The sequence below is a fragment of the Allocoleopsis franciscana PCC 7113 genome, from assembly GCF_000317515.1.
GTDB classification, from domain to species: domain Bacteria; phylum Cyanobacteriota; class Cyanobacteriia; order Cyanobacteriales; family Coleofasciculaceae; genus Allocoleopsis; species Allocoleopsis franciscana.
The window spans coordinates 6,952,079-6,970,329 of record NC_019738.1 but is presented as its reverse complement, the minus strand read 5'-3'; the positions used below and the strand labels follow the sequence as shown (position 1 = coordinate 6,970,329).

Here is an 18,251-nt window from a genome sequence, read left to right as displayed (position 1 = left end):
GAAGTAGCTCCATCCTCATCTATATAAAGAATTTTACCGAGTTCAAGTTCATCGTGAAGGCATTTGGGCAATATTAGAAGTTGATGGCGAACCCTATCACCCAGCCTCTCGCGCCGCAGAAGACCATAAACGAGATGGTTTCTTTCTCGATCACGGCGTTTGGGTTCATCGTTTCGACTCGAATGAATGCTTTAAATATCCAGATGATGTGGTGCGGCGATTTTTGGAGAGATTGAAGCGATCGCACAAATTTTACCCGTAATGCGATCGCACAAAAAAGTAACTTTGGGTGTCAGTCCGATTAGCATTGGCACCCCTAATTCTTCCCCCTGGCTTTTAACTACTCCCACTGAGTAATCAAACCATCCCCCATCACCCGCAGCCGTCGTCCCCGCCAATAAACACCTTGCCCAAACGCCCCCATCGCCCAAACAACAAAGCTGAGTAAATCCCGTAAAGGCAACGCCCACAGCCAGATCAGGAGTTTAGGACAGCGCAGACTGAAAATCGATACCAAAACCTGAGCGTAACGAATGAACCAGGTTACTACAGTCAGTGCGATCGCCCAATTCGCAAATCCCGATATTAATAGCAGAGGCAGACAGTAAAGTGCACCGTAGCAGAACACCATCGTATAATACTGAGCACCGCGATTGTACCGAATCGTCCTCGCCCAACGTAACTCCCGCTGAAATACCTCCCCCACACTCTCTTGTCCTGTATCCGACTCCAGAACATAGCGAGACAATTCAACCCGATACCCAGCCTGTGCTGCGCGTTTGCCCAAGTTATAGTCTGACCCAATACGGTTTAAATGCAGCCCACCGTAGTTAGCCAAAGTGGTTTTGCTCGTGGCAATTGTCGTTCCCACCGCACACCGCAGCCCACCATCTAGGATACGCGCAATTAACAGGCTAGGAATAAAATCAAAGCAGCGACCACAGGAAGCTAAAGCGGCTCCCAAAAACTGGGGATTGTAGGCGATAAACGCACAAGTTACCATCCCAACATCAGGATTGACGAGGGGTGCGGTGACGGTGTGAATATAGTCAGAATGAACCCGAATGTCGCTATCGGCAAAGATGATAACTTCGTGTTGAGCTTCCTCCAACAGATAGCTCAGATTACTATCTTTATAGTTAATCCCACGAGGCTTTAAGTCGGTAAACAGTCGCACTCGCTTAGGATAGGCAGCAACCAAAGTTTCCAAAACGGGAACAGCCGGGTCTTGAGGGTCGGTAACTCCCAATAGAACTTCGTATTCTGGATAATCTTGCCGACATAATGACGACCAATTATCCCACGCCCCCGCATCAACACCACAAACGGGCACCATCACGGATACTGGCGGTTTGGGAGTGTCCGTCACTGGCTCAGCAGAGGTAAAAAACTGAACGGTACAGATAGCACAAGCCAGATAAAAGACTATAGAGCCGCTAATGAGGAGAAGAAGCAGTATTTCCAGCGCAGTAATCATGATTGATGCCAGAACCTCGCCGTTCATCAATTTTCAGTTTGCCACGTTAGGCGCAGCTTTGGGCTAATAGCCAATTTGTTTCGATTCGGTTGAATTGTACTCACCCCAGAGGGGTATAGGATATTATTGCTAAAAAGTGTAAAAGATTATTGCGAAACAATACATCAATACCATTGGTAGCGAGCATGAGTTTCAAGTTCATCAAAACAAGCAAACATCTACTTCTGAGCGGACTCCTGGTTAGTGCGGGGCTGTGGGCAATGCCGGGATTTGCACAAGCACAAGTCAAAGATAACCAGCTCAACGCATTGGTTGAAGCACTACGGCAGGCGGCACCCCCTAATCGCCCGAATGATGGGATGTACAGCGCGTGGCAAGTTTTACCGGGCATTATCCCTGATTGGACAAAGCGATGTATCGGCAAGCAAATAACACCTGCACAATTTGAAGCCGATGCAGATGCGGCACGCCGTACCGTAAGTTGTATCGCGGGACGGGAATTCAATAAGCAAATGAAAGCCACTGGCAATGAGGCGGCGGCAGTTCGCAGTGCAGCTTGTTGGTGGATGACAGGTACATATACTGGCTGCAAAAGTGGCTTTCAAGCTCAATATGTTCAGAAAGTGGTCAGTGTTTACCAGCAGCAGACTGCCGGAGCATCCAGTGGCGGCACTCGTTAGCCCAGAAAGCGCTTTTCTCTGTTTTATTCCCAATCAAACCTAATCTACCCAACCCCCCTGCCCCAGGGGGGCTATTTATTTTTGCCGTCATTCAGATTTATCATTCACTCTAATCGATTAAATTAGCTAAATAACAAAGAATAGTGTTCATGGCGACTCACGCACACCCTCAGTCGTCGAGGTAATTTTTGCATAAGCTCTCCATAATCAGAGATAAAAAGGGATTAGAAATATTATCTTTTAACCAACCGCTCTAAATCTCATCTACCACCCGTTTTATCCAAGAACTTATGAAACGCCGTCATTTCCTACAATTTAGCAGTTCTCTGTTCGCTAGCTTAGGCTTAAGTCAACTGGACTTGACGCAACAAGCCCATCGCTATGCCCAAGTGCTGGCTCAAAGTACTCCCCGTAAACTGGCGTTGTTAGTAGGAATTAATGAATATCCAACGGCTTTAGGGGGGTTGCAAGGGTGCCTGACAGACGTGGAAATGCAGCGAGAACTCCTGGTTCATCGCTTTGGTTTTAACCCCAATGACGTTAAGATTCTGACGAACACCCAAGCCACTCGTGAGGGAATTCTGACCACTTTTGAGGAGCATTTAATTAAACAAGCTAAATCAGGAGATGTTGTGGTTTTTCACTACTCCGGACATGGCTCGCGAGTGCGTGACCCTGACCCGATTGGGAACGATCCATTTAATAGTACGATGGTGCCTAGCGATCGCCCACCTGAATCGGCAACCAGTTCCGCTACTCCTGTTCCCGATATTATGGGTCAGACTCTATTTTTATTAATGTCTGCCCTGCCCACAGAAAATCTCACGGTTGTCCTCGATTGCTGTTACTCCGGAGGGGGTAAGCGCGGTAACTTAATTGCGAGAGCGGCTCGTCAAAGTAGTGATGTCACCCTCGATGCTAGCCCTGAAGAATTGGAGTATCAGAAACAGTGGATTTCAAAGTTATATGACTCCAAACAAAAGTTTCAGGAAGTGCGTGAAAAGGGAGTGGCTAAGGGAGTTGTCATTGCCTCCGCAGCACGCGACCAATTAGCAACGGACGCCCCCTTTGACGGGTTTCATGCGGGTGCTTTTACTTATCTTTTGACCCGTTATCTCTGGCAAGAACCGGGCAACCGTTCCTTTAAAACTGTCTTTGAGAATTTAGCTCTTCGCACTCAAGATGTAGCTAAATCTTCGGGTATGTACCAAATACCAGAATTTGAAGAAAAGCAGGGAAGTAACAATGGTGATAAACCCCTTTACTTTTTAGAAAAAACTCGACCCGCTGCTGAAGCCGTAATTCGGAAAGTAACAGGAGACCAGGTGGAATTTTGGCTGGGTGGGATAGCGTCTCAAAGTTTGAAAGCGTTTGAAAAAGGAGCGATTTTCAGCATCATTGATGATGAAGGACAGGAACAGGGACAAATTCAGCAAGAATCCCGCGTCGAATTAGTAGGATACGGCAAAGTTATTAAATCCCCTCAATCGGGAATGGTAAAAGAGGGAACTTTATTGCGGGAACAGGTGCGGGGAATTCCCACAAATTTAACCCTAAGAGTTGGCGTGGATGAGACGCTGGGTGCAGAAAAAGCCAAGGTACAGGCAGCACTCCAGGGGCAAAAACGAATTGAACCTGTTTCAGTTGAACAACGAAATACTGTTGACTATCTGTTAGGAAAGGTCACCCAAGAGGACATCCAATCTTGGAGAAAACAGGGAGAATCTAATCCTCCACCCGTGGGTTCCTTAGGGTTATTTACGGCTGGCAAAGCGCCCATTTCAGGTTCCTTTGGTCGGGTGGGAGAAACCGCTGAAAATGCTGTAACGCGACTGCGTCCAAGACTTAAGGTGTTACTGGCAGGACGCATTTTAAAAAGCCTTGATAATGGTGATTCCTCTCAGTTAAATGTCACCACTTCCATTCAAGCTGTAGATGGCAAGGGTACTTCCGGCACGGTTAGCAGTCGAGGCTCCCGAAATAGCCAATCACCACTCCCACCGGGAGTGATTAATACTCAAAAGTTACAGTTTAAACGAGGAAGCAATATCCAAGCTCAAGTGAAAAACAATGAAAGTCGGAATATCTTTGTGAGCTTGCTGTTTATTACTGGATCTGGAGAAATTATCAACTTGTTTCCCCTCGATTGGGATGCCCCCGAAGAAAAATCTTTGGTTGCCCCCGGACAATCGAAAATTGTCCCTCAGCCAGAGGATAATTTTGTATGGAATGTGGGGGACACGGCAGGTACATTTGAAGTGTTAGTTCTGGCTAGTGTGGCTCCGTTACGCACCGCTTTGAAGGGATTGCAGAGCATAGCTAGAAGGACGGGCTCCCGTAATGGAAACCCTGTGGCTCTACAGGAAGATGAACCGATAGATGTTATCGGAAATTTACTGGGGGACATCGATAATAATTCCCGTTCCGGCGGCGCTGCACCGCAACTTATTCCTAAAGGAAATCAAGCGGTATCGACAAACCAATTAGCGGCTATTTCCACTATCGTTGAGGTAGTGGAATGAAGTTAAGTTGGGTAGATTCTCCATCAGATAAGCTGGTTCATTTTTGGTACGGCTAAAAGGCGGATTTACCCGCGAAACTCGGAAGATAATATCGACTCTGTGAGCATTGGAATAATATATATATTTTTTAACGCAGAGGTCACAGAGGGGTACGCAGAGGGGCGCAGAGGTTTTGGACTTTGAGTTCAGTTAATTCCGATGCTAGCGGCAGTGATATAGCTCAGTTGAAAGGTTCTGTTAGTTTGTTGGATACAACCTTGAAATAGGCTGTTGATCCACTCTTTGAAGTGGGCAATCTCATCCAGATTTGTTAAAATTAATAGAGATGAAAAGACCCGTTAGTCTCTGCCAAAAATGAACGAAAAAGATGAGATTAAGGCGTAATCAGTTCTAATTATTCCATCAAAGAGATACGGGGTTGAAGAGACAAAAGCAATCCTCCAAATTCTAGTTCTTCGAGTGCCTGTTAGAAAAGTATCTTTCTGGAATTGAAAATCACTCATTGGCCTAGATAAACGGCTACGTACTTCTGCAATAAAGGAGTCTTACTTATGAACTCTAACTTAGGTCTCTTCAATTTTGAAGGGAAAAATATACGCATATTTGGTACTCCAGCACGGCCTTTATGGATTGCGGTCGATACATGCACAGCCTTGGGTATTAAAAATTATCGGGATGCCGTCTTAAATTTGGACGAAGATGAAAAAGACACCGTCTTCATCCCCGACTCACTGGGCAGAATGAGAAAAGTTCTAGCTGTTACCGAAGCTGGACTTTATGCCTTGATTAGCCAATCTCATAAGGCTGAAGCCAAACAATTCAAACGTTGGATTAATCATGAGATACTCCCTTCAGTGCGGGAGACAGGCGGCTATTCTCGCTCAGAAGACCAGAATGATTTGATGTCACAGTTGAATTCTATCCAACAGCAGAATCAACAGATGATGACGGCTTTAATCGCATCCTATCAACAGCAGAGTGTGGAACTTCAACGGCAAGTTTCTGAAGTCCAGGAATTAACCAAGAAGCTTCACGCCATCGACCCAATCCGAGAAGAAAAGCTGCCTTCTATCAAGAAACTCAGCCCTCCTACTGTCGAGGCTTCTGCTCTTTCGACTCGCGCTAAAATCAATCGATTAGTACGAGAATATGCCGTTGCCAATGGCTTATCTTATCGTGAGGTATGGCGACACTTGTATGCAGAATTTCGCGATCGCTACCATGTCGATTTAAGGGTTCGTGCCAGAAACAAAAAGAACAGTAAGCCCTTGGATATTTGTGAAGACTTGGGATTGATTGAGCAGCTATATGCCATCGCGTCGGAAGTGCTGTTGTTAACGAGTACAGGGGAACTCCTCCCAATGTATGCCCAGTCTTGAAGGGGTAAGGAGGAAGGAGATTAAATCCTACCCCCCAACCTCCTCATCCTCAGTAAAGTTCTCGTATGAGTTCCGGCGATCGCTCCGGTGCCCAACAAGGAAAGGGGGAGCTTGAAAGCCCCTCCCCGATACGGGGAGGGGTCAGCCCCCTCGTCAATTGACCAACAAAATCCTTTAATCGTTAGGCATTGTGACAAAAGGGGGAGGCACCCACTTCTACGTCCAGTACAGAACACGAGCAATGGAAAAGCGTTTAGCAATCTCACTCTCAAAGAAGCATCTCAACTGCTTCATCGTGTCAGCATTGTAAACATACTTCGTACCGCCGAACTTGTTGCGCTTGATGCTACGTGTTGCCTCATCCATATCCAGTTGGGTGTGAGGATACCATTTTTGCAGCACTTCTTTCGACCCTGGTGTGAAGCGGTGGGAGATTAACTCAAAAGTAAGGTCACACTCAAAATCAAGTGCTTCGCTGATCTGGTCAAACAGGCGATGATAATGTGACCTCCAATTCTCTATGGGCATAATCGGCGCAATCACTAAACCCACCGGGTAACTTCCGCCGCCTTTTGAGCGGGGCAGCGCCAACCGCCGCAAAGCCTGAAGTCGGGCACTCACCGATGCTGTACCGCCCTCAAACCGACCCGAAATCGGGGCTGCATTGACGCTCATCCGGCAGCGTGTATGGCTGTTGTGTGGCAAGTCGAGCAGTTTATCCACGGCATCGAACTTCGACACCCAACGCAGATATCCCTTCTCTCGTGTCCCAAAATGGCGGATGCACATCTCCAGACTGCCCGTGAGATGCTCGATCGCTAAGGGGTCAGTGTAGCAACTCACCTCGTAAGTTGTCCTGTGACCCGCTTGCTCGTACTTCGTCAGATTGTCTAAGATCTGGGGTAAGTTGGCAAAAACACGGATAACGGGTGGGCCGGACAAACTCCCCGCCAAGTAGCAATATTGGCAGTGCGCTGGACAACCTTCTGCAATGTGAAACTGCCAGTCAGCCGAAGGTGGAATGGGGCTAAGTTTGAACGCACTGGGCGGTGTGGTCACAACGGCAAGAGTACGCTTACTGTTATTGTAAGTTTCCCGCTCATCGGAACCACGCAGACCTGTGAGGCGGTTTCGAGGTAGCTCCTCAATCGGCAAATTCAACGCTTGTACGCGAGACAAAATTTGTTGACCCCAAGGTTCTGCCAATGCAGCAGGTGTAAATAAGACACGCTCAGGCATCCACAATCTTGATTCACGCGCCTGGGGTTCTAGCTTCGGCTTTTCTACGATTGGGTTGGACAATTGTTTTCCTATTAATTTGAAGGCTAGTGGCTGGCAACCTCACAAATCACCATCACATTGGATAAGTATTTGTCAGTACTGTAGTGAACGATTTGCAGCCCAGATCGTTCTATATCTTGTTGAAGTTCAGGTAGTTCATACTTATGCTGTCTCCAAATCGTAATCTCTTCACCTTCCGCCATTTCTACACTCTTATCTATTTTTCCAAAACTGAAATTTAGAGTATAAGGATGATGGAGTTTTATAGTGGCAACTATACTATCTATTTTATCATCATACTTCCTTACCAACTCACAATCTTCTGCTCTAATCCCAAGCTCGTTTTTAATCCAGCTATACACAGGTTCTACATGATATTTAAGACCCCCTCTAGCTCTGCCATCCCATTGAGAACTAGAACCAATTTCATTAGTGAATATCAATAAATCATTCTTGTTCATGCTGTCCCTAAAGTTTCTGAATACTCCAGCTCTATTTTGATGATTGCCCATGGTTACACCTAAATGGAAGAAAATTTGGGCTGTATGTTCCGGTTCAAGGTTAGCTTGATCTTCTAATAATATTTTTGCCAAAAAATTATTTTCTATATCAATTTGATAGCTTGAAAAGTCGATTTTAGGAAACCATTTTTTAAAGTTTTCTCTAGAGACGCGCAGCAATTCTTCGCTAATATCTAATGCTATATATTTATTCATTCGACCCAATTTGTTAAGTCTAGTAACAAATTCTTTTACGGGATATGAATTTCCGGCGCCTACATCTACAATATTGACCTTTTGACAATTTTGGGCATAATCGTTAATGCATTCAAAATTCTCTTTTAAAAGGTCAATTTCAGTACTAGATGCTCTATACCATCTAGGCGTAATATATTTTAGGTAAAAATTATCCCAAATTTTACCCCCTCTACCTTTGTAAGAATATTTTAAAGGAATTTCTCGCCGAAGTTCCAAAGCATCAATTATCCCTAAAATTTCTTCTTGCGAAAAAATTGAGTAAAACTCAGAACTGGGTTGAGCGATGCGACAGCCAGCCGTTGATGTTGATAAAGGAAGTTGGGAATTGCTATCGATTTTTTTAGTCATTGCTCTCGTTTTTAGGTTTTCTGATGTATTGAACGATGTTCAAACAGACGGATTTGCCAAAAGGCACTCATGAATGAGCCGATAAATTATACGCCGGATAGACAGGTTACGCCAAAATCATGACACAATGGTTTCCAGACTACTGGTGCAATGAACGTAACGGGATCTTTAATTATGTGGCGAGTGATTATCCAATGTTCTGCTGAAAGTTGGCGCAACTCTGCTACAGCCTTTAAGGCGATCGCCGCTAAATATCCTGCCACTCCCTTGTCTTCTAAAAAGATGCGGGACGATGAGCGACGCATCATGGAATATCAGCTCGAAAGCGTCAGCGATACTGAAGAATTTGTGGAAGAGTGCATGACTCTGGACGGCTTTACAGCTATGTTTGAGTCCCTCTAATCGTTCACCTGGTTAGGGCTTGCTGAATTGAGTTTGGGTGTTATATCATGTCCGACTAAACAGTTATCATTTCCTTCGACCTTTCCTCTTTCCTTCTGCCCTCTGCCCTCTGTCCTCTGCCTTGTTGCCACCAGAGTGTAAGTATTCAACCGGACATGATATTAGTCATCGCTTTAGCACTCTTTGCGCTTACTACGAACTCTTAAAGCCAATTTCCGACCAAAATGAAAGGTGCCCAGTAGTAAGGATTTTTGTACTGATTATCCTGCTGCATGAGCCAAAGTTGAGCTTGGCGCAGAGCTTTGGCTTTGCTAACTTGCGTGTCTTTCAACTCCTTATAAAACTGAATCATTAATTTAGATGTGCTTTCATCATCGACTTGCCACAAGGTTGCCAAGGTACTGCGTGCTCCAGCTTTGACCGCTACTCCCGCTAATCCTAGCGCGGCTCGCTCATCGCCAACGGCTGTCTCACAAGCACTGAGTACGAGTAACTCAATGGCTTTTTTGCTATCTTCTTCTCTACCTTGCAGCAGTTGCTTGAGTTGGTCAATGTTGAGAGGGCCATCTGAAGTGAGAATGAAGGTTTCTTCAGTATTAGAACTAAACAAACCATGAGTTGCCAGATGAACAATGGGGAAAGGAGTTGATTCAATGGCTCGTTGAATTTTAGCGTTGGTAAATTCTTCGTCGAGGATGAGTTCACCGGGTATCTCTGACTGGATTCCTTTTAATTCCAGCTTTACATTTTCCAGTGCTTGAAATTGCAATGTTTTTGGGGGGTTTCCTATTTTTTCTTCTTTGGCTTCAGACAGTCCAGCCTTAAGCGCTGTAAGTTGCCCCCTTACTAAAGGTTTGGCATCTAAAAGTTGCAGTCCTGGAGTCTGAGCGATCGCATATTTTTCCACCAAAAACTTCTCACCGTCGTGAAGGATAGCCAGTGGCAGGTTCAACAGGGGAGCATCTAGGACGAAGACAAGGGTTTCGATTCCACTGGCTGTGATATCCTGCTCAAAAGGCCGGATGAGCCAGTTGTAGACCTGTTGAGCCAGTTCTAAATATCGATCCCGCTCAGCACCAGGCTTGTAGACAATTATGGGTTCAGCGCCCCGAACTCCGTCTCCCTCACGAATAATCGATTGCCGCAGTCGAGTAAAGATGCCTTGAACTTCACCTCGTGGTTGGGGAATCGTAATGTGTCTCAACTGATTCCCCGGCAGCGTTACCACAACTTCTAAGCTATCTTGCAAAACAATGGGGTAAATTAGCGCCGCTTTTTGGTCAGCCTCAGCCAGAATTTTATCAACCGATTCGGGCTTAGAGGTTATACAATTTTCTCGCAGGAAATTGACGAGTTCGGCTTGCTGAAGGGATTCAATCGCTGTACGAGCATTCTTCAAATCTTCGGGATTTTTGGATTGCAACAATAGCCCCGCATACTCTCGATAAACCGGTTCAACGCTATCTCGGAAAGAGAATTGAGCATCAGGGTTAAGCTTAACCAAATCACTACGAATTGATTCAAGATTTTTAACCGCCGCACCGTAAGATGCGATCGCACCTTCCGATTTTCCCTGTTGTTTGAGAATTTGTCCCAATTGCCATTGCCAGCGATAGGTAATATCACCTGCACCGAGGGATTGTGCGATCGCTAATGCTTGTTTTGTGTTTTTCTCTGCTTGCTCTAACTGCCCTAACTGTTGGTAAAGTTCTCCCAACTGTCCTAAGGCGTAGGATTGGGAACGGGTGTCTTGAAGTTTTCGGGCTTGTTCAAGTGCGATCGTCAGTTGTCGGGTAATATCTTGAGTACTAACCTTTGCCTCATTTTTCGGTTCCATTACCATCCGTGCCCAGTTAATTCGAGCATGTACGGCTGTATGAGCAAGAGGTAATTGATCAATTGTTTCTCGAACTTGCCCTAATAACTCCCGCTCTGCATCGGTGAAGGGTTTGTCTTGATCGCCAAATAAGCTCAGTTCATTAAGTTGAGCCTCTATTTTGGCGATTGGTGTCGTCGCTGTTTCTGCTGCTTTTTGGTAATAAGCGATCGCCTCTTGAAAGGGCTGCTCGACTGCGCTTATTTCACCTCGTTCTTTAGCTGTTTTACTTTTGTCTTTAGCAATATTTCCTAGCACCAAGTAAGCAGAGCTAACATGTTCTTTTTGTTCTGATGAGGGTAAGCTTTCAGCAATCTTCAAACTTTCCTCTATATTCTGTTGCGCTTCATTCAAATCACCAATTAATCGTTGAGTAATCCCTAAACTTCGTAAGACAATTGCTTTAAGCTGGGGTTCAATTTCCTTAGGCAGATTTTCCTTTAGCTGTTCAAGAATGTCCAATGCACGGCGATAAAATCCCGCTTTACGAAATGCCTGGGCTTGATTAATTCGACTTTTGACTTCGCCTGTTTGGTCTTTTCCTCGCTCATACAGGGACGCCGCCGTTGAGAAGCATTCTACAGCTATTGCCGGTTGTCCTTGAGCGAGGTAAACTTGCCCCTGAAGGTCAAGGCTCATCGCTTGATTGAGTAAATCTTTTCTCGCAGCAAAGGCATCAGCCGCTTGTTGTAAACGGGTTAAGGCTTCTGGGAACTGTTGTTCTCGGTAGAGTTTTTTCGCTTCCTCTACTAGGGCTTCTGGATTCGTTGTCTGTTGGGTATTGGTTACTGCCGCAGGTGTCTGGGCAACAACTGGCAGAGTTTTTCCTAATAGCCACGGAAAGGTTTGGACGAAACAAAAAGTTGTAATAAAGAGTAAAACAAAAACTGTTTTTGTCGTTTTTCGTTTATACCAAAAGAGTTTATTCCAAATCCCTTGTAATATTTCAACAGTCCGCGTCGGCGGACTTTGTTCGTGTAGGCGCGACTTACAGTCGCCCAGACTAGAGTTTATTGCTTTATCTCTTCGCGGTTTTCTAAAAACAAATAAACCAAGAATATTTTTCAACATTTGTATTGATAAGAATTAAAAAATGCGGTAACCGATAGAGAAATATAAACCTTTTTCCTGTAAGGTTTTTTCACTAGAAATCACATCAATTAGGGGAATACCGAAATCAACACGAGCCGAAAGGCGATCGCTCATTTGGAACCTTAAACCGAGTCCCACAGAGGCCAGAAAATTGGGATCGGGTTCAGGGTCGGGATTTCCTGAACTGTTCCAGACGGCTCCAACATCGAGGAAGGGAGCCACTTGCAAAAGTGCGTTCTGTCGGGGGAGACGCATAATGGGGATGCGAATTTCTGCCGAAGCCAATGCCCCATAATCGGAGAGGAATACATTTTGACGATAACCCCGGATAGTATCTTGACCACCGAGTCCAAACTGCTCTAATCGCAACAGTGCGTTAGTTGTTAATTGCAAGTCTCCTCGTACAATTAACAAGGTTTCGGGAGCCAAAAGACGCACCCACTGAACCTGACCCCGCCAAGCCAAAAAGTTACTATCCGGAGCATCTTCGTTAACCGTACCCCCCAAGAAACCGAGTCCGAGACTGAATTGGGAGCGAACGCCAAAGACATGACGGTTGCTTTGCTGCGTCCATTCCTGGAAAAAGCGCAAGGCGGTAACAGTAGTACTGCCATCTTCTTCTGTTCCTGGGGAAAGTCTGACGGGAACATCAAAAATGGTGACTTTACTTTTCTGATTCGTCAGCGATGCGCCAATGGCAAATTCCTCAGAAAGGCTGCGCTGGAGGGGTTGACGCCAAGTTAGCGCAAAGTAACGCGAATTGGCATCCAAATCAATCCGGTTGAAGGGAGACTCGACGACATTACTCAGTGTGAAACTGGTGCTGAAGCTGAGGGTGCCATTCCGGGGGTTGAGGGGGTAGGTGTACGTGGCATCCAGGGTATTGCTGCCATTGGTATTGCTATAGCCGATATTGAGACTATCCCCTTGTCCCCGCAAGTTGGCTTGAGTAAAGTCCAATCGACGCTCGAACGTGCCAATCGTAGGCGAGCGGTTATTATTCAGAGACAGGTCAAGATGGAGAGTTTTCGCCTCTTCGACTTGTACGATGAGCAAACTCGACCCCTGACGTGTCCCCGCTGTTAATTCAGCCGATAGGTTTTGAATTAAGGGGTCAAGTTGCAGCAGTTGTAGCCCTTCAATCAGCTGACTTCGATTTAAAGGTTTACCCGCCGCTAGGGCAAGCCGACTGCGAATATACTCAGGATTGAGCCGCCGCGTGCCTCTGATTTCAATGGATTCTAATCCCCCTTCCACCACTTGGATTTTCACCACCCCTTGTGCCATGCGAAACCGTTGGGGCGGGATGATGGCACCAGAGGTGATGTAACCCCGTTTCCTGTAGAGTTCGGTGATGACAGAACGCACCTCGAAGACTTCCCCAAAGGGCAGGGGGCGGTTGGTATATTTGGCGGTGGCTTCAGCGAGTTCTTCATCACTGATGACCGTATTGCCCTCAAACTCAAATCGTTCAATGTTAATGGTTTCAGGGACTTCACCGGGGACGGGTTCAGGTGTTGTCGGTGTTGGAGGGGGGGACTGAAGTAAGTCTTCTGAAGCCGGGATTGAAGGCGGGGGCGACGGTTCTGGCAGGGGTTGAGTGGGTCTTTGGGGAGTGATATCCGAGGGAAGGGGCGGTGTATCTTGTCCAGGGGGGAATGTGGGAAGCTGGGCAAGTGGGGTGAAGTGAAGGGAAGGATTAGAAGTGGTCGTGAATATCTTCTTTTCCTGTGAAAAGGGCGAGTTTTCAGGAGTGGCTATCAGTTGCCCTGAATCTTTATTGTCGAAAACTATTCCTAACCACTGATTTTTACGGTCGTTGTGTAATTGAATGTCATCCGAATTCCCGGCGACAACGGCAGGGTCAACCCTTTGCGCTTGAGCCGGCGACATGATCAAGCCGCTAGTCAAGGTCAATAAACCTAGAGACAAAAAGGAATGTCTTCTGCTGAGGCGCAGTTTAAAAAGCATTACAGGTAGATGCGGGTTTGAGCATGGGATTGTTAGGAGTTACCGGGGCTGAAGCCTTTGTTGGGGCTTGAGCGGTAAAGATGATATCGCCATTTTTGGCATAGACCCAGCCTTGAGCTTCGACGATGTCTGCCTCTGGAGGGGAAGTGGTTGCTACCAGATTAGGACTGTCGGGGTTGGTGGAATTGGGTTCATCTGTAGTATTGGGTTCTCCCTCCTCCGGGATTGCCAAATCATTGACCACTGCCTCACCGGGGAAGGCCGCATTGGGGTCAGGGGGTAAACCGCCGCGTCCGGTGACAATAAATTGGTTTTTTTGCCTCTCGGCGATACCACCACGGGGAGCACAGGTTTCTGCAATTAGAGTCGTGGGGTCGATGGGGTTGGCGGGTAGGTTGGATAATCCTTGAGTGGGGTCGGCGTTGAGGACATTACTGGTCACAGTCCCATCAACTCCAGACCTAGCTGTGGCATCAATGTCATTACTCACAAGAACATCGACTCGTTCCCTAATGTCATAGAGGCGATTGGCTGTAATATCAATCGCTCCTCCTGCTCCAGATTGAGCAAAAGCACTGATATTGTTATCGTTGAACGGAGCAGTGATGATGTATCGGGTGTCAACCGTAACATCACCACCATCTCCAGCACCGACCTGAGTGGAGACCTGACTACGGTTTACCAAGACTAAGAAGTCTCCTGAGGCTAGAAAAATGTTTCCACCTTGACCGGAGGCTGAGAGCGCTCTGATGCTTGACTGATCTCTGAGAATAATGTCTTCGCGAGTACTAATTAGAATATCACCTGCAACACCTGAGCCTTGATTGTCTACACTCACTTTGGCACCATCTCGGAGAAATAGTGACCTAGCGCCAAGGAGAATAGCACCACCAATGCTTGCGCTTCCTTGTGCCACCTCAGTACTGATGCCGACTTCATTGCCATTCTCTTCCCCTCTGATGGAAATATCCTTGTCAGCGACCACGTATATCAGTCCAGCATCTCCCTGCCCATCAGTCTCAGTCGTTAATCCAGCCGCATTAGTAGAGGTACTCGCAATGGAGAGTGACCCAACTTCCATCAAAATTGCGCCAGCATTACCTGTAGCCTGTTCGCCAACAGCACTACTAATGACTCCTCCTTTAAGAGAAACTTCATCGCGAGCCGCTACAACTACAGCTCCAGCATTACCGTTTCCCTGAGTACTGGTTTCTAATCGAGAACCATCTGTTAAGGAAAGCGTCCCGGTAGACATCAAGATTGTGCCAGTGATATCACCCCCCTTGCCCAAGAGAGCATCAACGACACCGCCAGCAAAAGGATTGCTAGAGCCTGCGCTCTGCGTGGCACCTTGTTCAATAACAGTCCTAATCTGAGCTTCGTTTGCTAGAGAGATAGAGTCTGTCGCTTTAATAAAAATACTTCCGGCTGTCCCAAATCCACCCAGGCTGGTGTCTATCTTTCCACCGTCACTTAAGGACAGAACGCGAGTGCTGATTTGAATGTTACCCGCATTGCCAGTAACTCCAGACCCTATACTGCTGAAAATGGCACTGGGCAAAGCCTCTCCTTGATTACCGAAAGCGGGATTGCCTAGTCCACTAATCGTGACCGTATCGCGGACATTAATCTTTACGCTTCCAGCGCTGCCTATTTCAACGTCCCGAGCTAGAGTTTGCAGTTGAGAGCCATTGAGTAAGGAAAGTGACTCGGCGGTGATGTCAATTAAGCCACTAGCACCTTTACCCCCAGCTTCCACGTTATTGAAGATGATACTATCGTTAACGAGTGAAACGGCTCCATCGGCCTCGACAACCACAGCACCAGCGTTTCCTATTCCAGCCGTACTGCTATTGAGCAGGGAATAATCCGTTAAGGAAAGCGAACCCGTTCGGATCAAAATACCGCCAGCATCGCCCACAGCTCCATTCACGACAGCACTAGCAATTCTACTCCTTTGCTCTCCTCTGTAGCCTGAAACAGTGACAGAATCGCTAGCATCCACAAATACGAGTCCGGCATTTCCATTTCCAAAGGTACTAGTACTCACGCTAGCGCCATCCAGTATCGACAGTGACCCAGTACTGATGAGGATGGAGCCAAAGAGCTTAGAGAAATTTCCGCTAGCGATGACATCAAATATATTGTCAGAATTACCAGTCGCGCCAGGATTAACATTGTTTTCAATGCGACTCTGCCTGATGTTCACCGCTCCTGAAGCATCAATTACAATATTTCCTGCCTTTGGGTTAGATGACCCAAAACTTGTGCTTGGGGTATCACAAGAAGATGCCGTTGTTCCTAGCCCTGCACAAACGAAACTGTCTCCCGAAACATCTATATTCTGAGCGTTGATCGCTATATCGCCACCGCCTAGAGCAACGACATCAACGATTGCACCATTGGTGAGTGAGACATTCGCTCTGGTTACGCCATCGGGAAACGTCAATCCCACATTGGGAAAATTTAATTGCGGGTTGCTGCCAGTGGTTAGTTCTTCAATCTTGACTTCCCCAGTTCCAGCCAATCCTCCCAACTCAATGCGACCACCGAGCGCTCTCACGGTTCCACCATTCTCTAATCTGACATCACCGCCCACCAGAAACAAATTCTGACCGTCAGGCACTCGTAGACCATCTTTTAGGGTGGAATCAGTAGAATTGGGTGCGATGGACTGATTAACGATCGCACCCGCTGGAGTTTGATTGAAAAACAGTGCAGAAGGATTGACCGCTAGCAACGTATCACCCGGAGTAACAGGTGAAGTCATGGAGAACTCACCACCGCCAGGAAAGCGAATCGCGTTTGCGGTTGTACCCACAAATGAGCCACCAATATCTAACCGAGCATTAGGGCCAAAGATAATTCCACTGGGATTGATTAAAAAGAGATTGGCGCTACCTACGGATCGAATCGTTCCCTGAATATCCGATGGAGTGCCACCGGTAACTCGCCCGAAAATATTCGTGAAGCTAGCGACATCTGTAAAATTAACACTCCCGCCCACCGGTACGCTAAAACTGCCGAAGCTGTGGAACACATTGGTGCCGCCAACCCGTGTGCCATTTGTAATGTTATAGGTATTTCCGTTGACTTCTACTTGCGTGTTCAACGTGCCATCGGAAGTCACCTGAGCTAAAACCTGATTTCCGGAAAATGCTAGAAGCGAAGCTACTCCACAGGAAATCGCTCCCCTCATTGCCCCAGCCGCAACGCCGAATCGCTCACTCCAACCCTGACAGCTCTTCACCATGTCGGTAGGTCTCAATACCGTTATGCCAGATAATTTTAATCCTATTTCCCCAAAAAATTCTGCGGCGGGGATAAAAAAATCACGTTTTAGATAGATACAAGTTCCAGAAATTCATCTGAATTAGTGTTCATCGGGTCACTGATTTCTGCCACGCTGTACTCAGCTTCCAAGAAGTAATAAAATAACCCAAAGCCACTAAAGCGGAAGTAATCAACGCAACTGGAACAGCAAAAGGCAGATAAATTAGGTGACGGGGTTCATGTGCTAGCATTTTCCCGAAACGATCGCGAAAAATGCCTAACTTCTCCTTTATCCCAGCCATTGAATCCCGATAGCTCCCTTTAGCCACATTCCCTTTAGTCAACAAAGTATTCTGCCAATAATAATCATGACCAATCAGCAAAAACCGCCAAAACCAATGGGATAAACTTGATGGTGGAGCGTGCATTGCCCTCGCTTGTGGCTGTCTCCAAAGAGTGTACCCTTGCTGACAAAGTTCGTGAGCATGAATGGCACAATTACCGCGATACAGAGGAAGCTCGATCGGAATAGGATGCTTCAGCAAAAACTCACGCCGAAACGCCACATTATTCAGGAAGTATTGAGAGGTTGGAGTCAGGTTTTGCTCTCTGGAATAGGGGGGAAAGATGTACGCGAGTACCATTGCGGTTCCATACACTCCTAATCCCCGTGTCATCGTTTCCCCAGCTACAAGTTGAACCTCATCTCCTTGAGTAAAGGGTATCAGGATGTTTCTTAACCAGTTCGTCTCATAGCTACAATCCGAATCAAAGTAAACCACAATTTCTCCTGTAGAGATTTCAGCACCCAACATCTTGGCTTTGTAATAGCCAGTCCCCACAGGAACTTGATGGACTTTAATCCAGGGGTATTGTTCACAAAGTTGCTCTAGCAGCTTGGCGGGAGCATCGCCGCTATCAATCAGCCAAACCTCATTGGCATGGGTTGGCGCGAGATCTTGATCTGCCAGTGATGCCAAAGACTGAGACAAACCCTTAAGATCGGCATTCGCCAAGTTTTCTGTTTCTAAGACGATTGAAAAACTGGGTAACCGCTTCTCTCCTGGTATCTGTACCTGTCCCATCGCTGACTCCTGTCCCTTCTCAGTAATCCATTATCAAGCGTCGTTGCTCATTGTCCATTCGGCATTCAGCATTGATAATTGTTTTCTATTACAAAGTTAATACTTTC

Annotated in this window: 13 protein-coding genes; 5 read left to right on the top strand and 8 right to left on the bottom strand. The window is 46.6% G+C overall.

What is annotated here, in order from left to right; all coding sequences use genetic code 11:
- Positions 1 to 61 precede the first annotated feature (61 nt).
- Positions 62 to 262: a DUF559 domain-containing protein gene (locus tag MIC7113_RS39360; protein ID WP_155898279.1), complete on the top strand. Its 201-nt coding sequence runs from the start codon at positions 62 to 64 to the stop codon at positions 260 to 262.
- On the opposite strand, the gene MIC7113_RS36935 is transcribed toward MIC7113_RS39360, so the two are convergent.
- Entirely contained in the window at positions 192 to 350 is a 159-nt protein-coding gene (locus tag MIC7113_RS36935) for a hypothetical protein (protein ID WP_155898111.1), read from the bottom strand. The genes MIC7113_RS39360 and MIC7113_RS36935 overlap by 71 nt on opposite strands.
- Positions 341 to 1,477, bottom strand: coding sequence for a glycosyltransferase (locus tag MIC7113_RS28715; protein ID WP_015185694.1), 1,137 nt, complete (start codon positions 1,475 to 1,477; stop codon positions 341 to 343). The genes MIC7113_RS36935 and MIC7113_RS28715 overlap by 10 nt, the downstream gene beginning before the upstream one ends.
- A 185-nt stretch (positions 1,478 to 1,662) precedes the next feature.
- On the opposite strand from MIC7113_RS28715, the gene MIC7113_RS28710 reads away from it, so the two are divergent.
- The 3 genes from MIC7113_RS28710 to MIC7113_RS33945 all read left to right on the top strand — a co-directional run bounded on the left by MIC7113_RS28710 (position 1,663) and on the right by MIC7113_RS33945 (position 6,058).
- A complete protein-coding gene (locus tag MIC7113_RS28710) occupies positions 1,663 to 2,157 on the top strand; it encodes a hypothetical protein (protein ID WP_015185693.1) in 495 nt (164 codons plus the stop codon).
- A gap of 290 nt (positions 2,158 to 2,447) precedes the next feature.
- Positions 2,448 to 4,679: a caspase family protein gene (locus MIC7113_RS28705; RefSeq protein WP_015185692.1), complete on the top strand. Its 2,232-nt coding sequence runs from the start codon at positions 2,448 to 2,450 to the stop codon at positions 4,677 to 4,679.
- A gap of 551 nt (positions 4,680 to 5,230) precedes the next feature.
- Positions 5,231 to 6,058, top strand: coding sequence for a BRO-N domain-containing protein (locus tag MIC7113_RS33945; RefSeq protein WP_015185691.1), 828 nt, complete (start codon positions 5,231 to 5,233; stop codon positions 6,056 to 6,058).
- A 216-nt stretch (positions 6,059 to 6,274) separates the two neighbouring features.
- Here the strand turns inward: MIC7113_RS33945 and MIC7113_RS28695 are convergent, their stop codons facing one another.
- Positions 6,275 to 7,297, bottom strand: coding sequence for a spore photoproduct lyase family protein (locus MIC7113_RS28695; RefSeq protein WP_041780261.1), 1,023 nt, complete (start codon positions 7,295 to 7,297; stop codon positions 6,275 to 6,277).
- Positions 7,298 to 7,383: 86 nt separating this feature from the next.
- Positions 7,384 to 8,445 carry an L-histidine N(alpha)-methyltransferase gene (locus MIC7113_RS28690; RefSeq protein WP_015185689.1) on the bottom strand — a complete coding sequence of 354 codons (1,062 nt, stop codon included), beginning with the start codon at positions 8,443 to 8,445 and terminating at the stop codon, positions 7,384 to 7,386.
- A gap of 150 nt (positions 8,446 to 8,595) precedes the next feature.
- On the opposite strand from MIC7113_RS28690, the gene MIC7113_RS28685 reads away from it, so the two are divergent.
- A complete protein-coding gene (locus MIC7113_RS28685) occupies positions 8,596 to 8,847 on the top strand; it encodes a hypothetical protein (protein WP_015185688.1) in 252 nt (83 codons plus the stop codon).
- A gap of 202 nt (positions 8,848 to 9,049) precedes the next feature.
- Here the strand turns inward: MIC7113_RS28685 and MIC7113_RS28680 are convergent, their stop codons facing one another.
- The 4 genes from MIC7113_RS28680 to MIC7113_RS28665 form a co-directional block, all read right to left on the bottom strand.
- Positions 9,050 to 11,794 carry a CHAT domain-containing protein gene (locus MIC7113_RS28680; protein WP_015185687.1) on the bottom strand — a complete coding sequence of 915 codons (2,745 nt, stop codon included), beginning with the start codon at positions 11,792 to 11,794 and terminating at the stop codon, positions 9,050 to 9,052.
- 15 nt (positions 11,795 to 11,809) lie between these two features.
- Positions 11,810 to 13,708, bottom strand: coding sequence for a ShlB/FhaC/HecB family hemolysin secretion/activation protein (locus MIC7113_RS28675; RefSeq protein ID WP_226883552.1), 1,899 nt, complete (start codon positions 13,706 to 13,708; stop codon positions 11,810 to 11,812).
- Between the two features lie 67 nt (positions 13,709 to 13,775).
- Positions 13,776 to 17,039 (bottom strand): two-partner secretion domain-containing protein, encoded by a 3,264-nt coding sequence (locus MIC7113_RS28670; RefSeq protein WP_015185685.1) that lies wholly within the window; start codon positions 17,037 to 17,039, stop codon positions 13,776 to 13,778.
- Positions 17,040 to 17,166: 127 nt separating this feature from the next.
- Positions 17,167 to 18,144, bottom strand: coding sequence for a glycosyltransferase (locus tag MIC7113_RS28665; RefSeq protein WP_015185684.1), 978 nt, complete (start codon positions 18,142 to 18,144; stop codon positions 17,167 to 17,169).
- Between the last annotated feature and the right edge of the window lie 107 nt (positions 18,145 to 18,251).